General features: G+C 78.5%; 5 protein-coding genes and 1 pseudogene. 4 read left to right on the top strand and 2 right to left on the bottom strand.

Translation table 11 applies throughout. The features are described 5' to 3' along the window. Positions 1-335, top strand: a pseudogene (locus tag HLB09_RS13565) (hypothetical protein); the annotation flags it as partial. Between the two features lie 19 nt (positions 336-354). Here the strand turns inward: HLB09_RS13565 and HLB09_RS13560 are convergent. Both HLB09_RS13560 and HLB09_RS13555 read right to left on the bottom strand, forming a co-directional pair. After that, positions 355-756: a hypothetical protein gene (locus HLB09_RS13560; protein WP_171203879.1), complete on the bottom strand. Its 402-nt coding sequence runs from the start codon at positions 754-756 to the stop codon at positions 355-357. 90 nt (positions 757-846) lie between these two features. Next, entirely contained in the window at positions 847-1,203 is a 357-nt protein-coding gene (locus HLB09_RS13555) for a hypothetical protein (protein WP_171203878.1), read from the bottom strand. Positions 1,204-1,345: 142 nt separating this feature from the next. On the opposite strand from HLB09_RS13555, the gene HLB09_RS13550 reads away from it, so the two are divergent. From HLB09_RS13550 to HLB09_RS13540, 3 genes are all read left to right on the top strand, one after another. Then, entirely contained in the window at positions 1,346-2,122 is a 777-nt protein-coding gene (locus HLB09_RS13550) for a histidine phosphatase family protein (RefSeq protein ID WP_171203877.1), read from the top strand. Between the two features lie 229 nt (positions 2,123-2,351). Then, on the top strand, positions 2,352-3,383 hold the full coding sequence (locus HLB09_RS13545; protein WP_171203876.1) for a 3-oxoacyl-ACP synthase III: 1,032 nt from the start codon (positions 2,352-2,354) through the stop codon (positions 3,381-3,383). Further along, a partial coding sequence (locus HLB09_RS13540; protein WP_171203875.1) for an alpha/beta fold hydrolase occupies positions 3,380-4,472 on the top strand: 1,093 nt, incomplete at its 3' end. The genes HLB09_RS13545 and HLB09_RS13540, both read left to right, overlap by 4 nt.

Here is a 4,472-nt window from a genome sequence, read left to right as displayed (position 1 = left end):
CCGCCGCCGTGGCGGCGGCCGTCCTGGCCGGGGGGCCGTGGGCGAGCGCCGTCCTCGAGGCGGTGCGGCGCGGCCAGCGCCTCGACGCCACCGCGCAGGGGCTGGTGCTGCGCGGGGGCGCCGCCATCGGCGCGCTGGAGCGGGCGGCCGTGGCGGCCACCCTCCTGGCCGGGTGGCCCGAGGGGCTCGCCGTCGTGCTCGCCGTCAAGGGCCTCGGCCGCTACGACGAGCTGCGCACCTCCGCCGACGCCGCCGAGCGCTTCATCGTCGGCACCTTCGCCAGCACCCTGTGGGCGGCCGCGTGCGCGGGCACGGCGGCGCTGGCCACGGGGTGACGCCGTGGTGCGCCGCGCCTCAGACGGCGCGGCGGGGGCGCTGCGAGCGGAGCCACCAGAGCCCCAGGACCGGCAGCACGAGGGGCACGTAGCCGTACCCGGCGCCGAAGCCCGACCAGACGGTCGCGTCGGGGAAGGCCACCGGGTCCTCGACGGACAGCAGGCCGACGGTGAGGACCCCGACGAGCTCGACGGTCACCGAGACGAGCGCCACGCGCCGCGAGCGCTCGCTGGAGCGCACGAGGGCGACCGTCGCGACGACGTAGACGGCGGCCGCCAGCGCCGACAGCAGGTAGGCGAGCGGCGCCGCGGAGAAGTCCGTGGCGATCTGCACGAGCGCCCGGGCGCTCGCGGACAGGGCGAAGACGGCGTACACGGCCACGAGGAGCCGCCCCGGGCCCGAGCGCAGGGCCGGGCGCACGTCGGACGTCGCGGCGGCCCCCCGGGCGCCGGCAGGGGGGTCGCCGGCAGGGGGCTCGCCGACGGGGTCACGGCGGGGTCGCGCCACGGGTCACCCGTTCCAGATCTGCTCGAGCCGCAGCACGAGCACGGCGGTGGTCACGGCGGTGACGGCGAGGACGCCGTTGCCCCACCGGCTGCGGTCGGCCAGCCCCCAGAACACGCCGGCGGGCAGCAGCAGGACGATGGTGAGCAGGTAGCCCGCGAAGGTCGCCGTCGACAGGGGCCGGGTGCCGGTGACGACGAGCACCGTCGCGATGACGGCCTGGACGAGGATCGCGGCCTCCAGCACGGCCGCCAGCAGCAGCTGGCCCCCGGACGGCCGCGCCGCCCGCACCGCGCCCACCAGCGACCACACGGCGAGCGCCAGCGACAGGGCGCCGAGCAGCAGGGCCAGGGGGGCGAGCACGGCAGCAGCGTAGGAGGGCGGCGCGGCCCGACCCGCCGGGCTCCCGTGCAGCCCCCGTGGTCCGGCCCGGCCCGGACCCCGCGCCTCGTCGGCCCCCGACGGGCGAGGCGCACCGGTCGGCGCGTCTGCCTAGGGTCGCCGCATGAGCACGGACGCGACGAGCCCCGCCCAGCGCAGCCCCGAGGACGCCGCCGGGGGGTCCGCCGGCACGAGCGCCGCCGGGGCCGTACGGGCCCCGGAGGACGGCCGGACGAGGTCGTCCGTCGCCGGGGTCACGGGCCCGGTGTCGGACGGCGCGCACGCGTACGCCTCGGGACCGGGCGCGCACCCCCTGCTGCTCGTGCGGCACGGGCAGACGGAGTGGTCCCTCGACGGGCGCCACACCGGAAGGACCGACATCCCGCTCACCGAGGAGGGCGAGGCGCAGGCCCGCGCCCTGCGCGACCTCCTCGCGCCGTGGGACGTGCGCGCGGTGCGGGTCAGCCCGCTGCAGCGGGCCCGCCGCACCGCCGAGCTGGCGGGGCTCGGCGACCACCTCGAGCTCGTCGAGGACCCCGACCTCGTCGAGTGGGACTACGGCAGCGTCGAGGGGAAGTCGACGCCGCAGGTGCGCGAGGAGCTCGGCTACGAGTGGAAGATCTTCGACCACGGCGTGGCCCCGGGGCGCACCCCCGGCGAGCTGGTGCAGGACGTCGCCGCCCGCACCGCTCACGCCCTCGCGCGCGTGCGCCCCCTCCTCGACGAGGGCCCCGTCTGCCTCGTGGCGCACGGGCACTCGCTGCGCATCCTCGCGGCCACGTACCTGGGCCTGCCGCCCAGCGCCGCCGCCGCGCTGGAGCTGAGCCCGGCGTCGCTGAGCGTGCTGGGCGAGAACCACCAGGTGCCCACCGTGCGGCAGTGGAACCTCAGCCCCTCCTGAACCTCAGCCCCTCCCGAGCCTCGTCCCCTCGTGGAGCCGAGCCCGCCCGGACCTGAGCCTCTCCTCCCCCGGCGCCGCCCCCCGCGACGCGGCTCGTGACCCCGAGCACCGGGTCGGGGCGTCGCCGGAGGGCGCACGGGCCGAGCAGTGGCAGACTTCTCGACCGTGCGCCCGGGGCGCGGTCGCCGCACCGCCCCCGCCGGGCGCCACTCCTCGAGCAGGACGGACGATGCGCGTGTCGGGCAACACCTCCATCCACCACGAGGGCACCGCCCTGCTCGGCACGAGCGCGGTCGAGGCGCCCGTCGTCGTCACGTCGGCGTCGATGGAGGAGCGGCTCGCCCCGACCCTGCGCCGCCTGCGCATGCGCCCCGGCACGCTCGCCTCGCTGGCGGGCATCGAGGAGCGCCGCTGGTGGGGCGAGGAGGAAGACGCCGCGCAGGGCGCCGCCCGTGCGGGGCGCCAGGCCCTCGAGGCCGCGGGCGTCGAGCCCGGCCAGGTCGGGCTGCTCGTCAACACGTCCGTCTACCGCGCCAACCTCGAGCCGTCGGTGGCCGTCGGCATCCACCACGCGCTGGGGCTGCCGACCTCGGCGCTCAACTTCGACATCACCAACGCCTGCCTCGGCTTCGTCAACGCGCTCACGCTCGCGGCGACGATGATCGAGAACGGGCAGATCCGCTACGCCCTCGTCGTCGACGGCGAGGACGCCCGCCCGGTGCACGAGTCCACCCTGCGGCGGCTGTCCGCCGAGGACGCCACCCGGCGCGACTACACCGACGCCTTCGCCACCCTCACCCTCGGCTCGGGCGCCGCGGCGGCCGTGCTCGGCCCGGCCGAGGACCACCCCGGCGCCCCGCAGGTCCTCGGGGGCGTGTCCCGGGCCCGCAGCTCGGCCCACGAGCTCTGCGTCGGCAGCAACGACGGCATGGTCACCGACGCCCGCGGCCTGCTCGAGGAGGGCATGCAGCTCGTCGGCGACGCCTGGGACGACGCCCGGGCCGACGGCTGGGAGTGGAAGGACATGGACCGCTACGTCCTCCACCAGGTGAGCACCGTCCACACCCGCGCCCTCGTGGAGCGCATCGGCATCGACCCCGAGCGCGTGCCGCTGACCTTCCCGCGCTGGGGCAACGTCGGGCCGGCCGCCCTGCCCATGACGCTGGCGGCCGAGGCGCCGTCGCTGCGCCCCGGCGACCGGGTGCTCTGCATGGGCGTCGGCTCCGGCCTCAACACGGCCATGACGGAGATCCGCTGGTGAGGGGCTCCCCCTCCCCCCTCGCCGCACCCCCCACCCGCTCCCGCGCCACCGCTCCGGGGGCCCCCGACGTCGACCCGGCGTCGCTGCCCGGCGTCGACCCGCGCTGGTCGCGCCTCGTCGAGGCGCCGAGCGTCGACGGGACGCGGCGGACGTGGCACCTGCTCGACGGGGCCGGCTCCCTGGAGGGCGAGGAGCCCGCAGGCACCGTGCTCGCCGTCCACGGCAACCCCACGTGGTCCTACCTCTGGCGCGACGTCGTCGCCGCCGGCGTCGCGGGGGACGCCGCCGGGCGGCGCTGGCGCGTGGTCGCCGTCGACCAGCTCGGCATGGGCCTGTCCGACCGCCGCCCGCGCGCCGGGAGCGGCCCGTGGCGCCTGGCCGACCGCGTCGCCGACCTCGGGGCGCTCGTCGAGGTGCTCCGCGCGGGGACGGACGACGGCTGGCCGCCGGTCACCGGCCCCGTCGTCGCCCTCGGCCACGACTGGGGCGGCGTCGTCGTCACCGGGTGGGCGGGCGAGCACCCGGAGCAGGTGGCCGCCCTCGCGCTGACCAACACGGCGGTGCACGCGCCCGCGGGCGCCGCCCTGCCCCTCGCGCTGCAGGTCGTCACGGCCCCCGGCCTCCACGCGCTGGCGACCTCGCGCACCGACGCCTTCGTCCGCGCGGCCGCGGCCCAGCCGCGCCGCCGCCTCCCCGACGAGGTCCGCGCCGCCTACCGCGCGCCCTACCGCAGCGTCGCCGACCGGGCCGCCGTCGAGGGCTTCGTCGCCGACATCCCCTGGCGCGCCGACGACGTGAGCCGCCCGGCGCTCGACCGGGTCACGGCCGGCGCCGACGCCCTGGGGGCCGCCGACGTCCCGGCCCTCCTCGTGTGGGGCGTCCGCGACCCCGTCTTCGGCGAGCAGTACCTGCGCGACCTGCGGGCCCGGCTGCCGCGGGCCGACGTCCACCGGGTCGAGCGGGGCGGGCACCTCGTGCCCGAGGACGTCGACCTCGGCCCCCTCCTGCTGCGCTGGTTCGCCGCGCGCGGCGTCGGGAGCGGCGCCCCCGCGGCCGCCCCGGAGCCCGACCCGGCCCCGCACAGATCGG

The organism is Pseudokineococcus marinus, assembly GCF_013004605.1.
Taxonomy (GTDB): Bacteria; Actinomycetota; Actinomycetes; order Actinomycetales; family Quadrisphaeraceae; genus Pseudokineococcus; species Pseudokineococcus marinus.
This window is presented reverse-complemented; position numbering and strand designations above follow the sequence as displayed.

Excerpts from the sequence above, each read along its gene's own strand:
- HLB09_RS13550 (WP_171203877.1), top strand. The coding sequence starts at position 1,346 with ATGAGCACGGACGCGACGAGCCCCGCCCAGCGCAGCCCCGAGGACGCC.
- HLB09_RS13545 (WP_171203876.1), top strand. The coding sequence starts at position 2,352 with ATGCGCGTGTCGGGCAACACCTCCATCCACCACGAGGGCACCGCCCTG.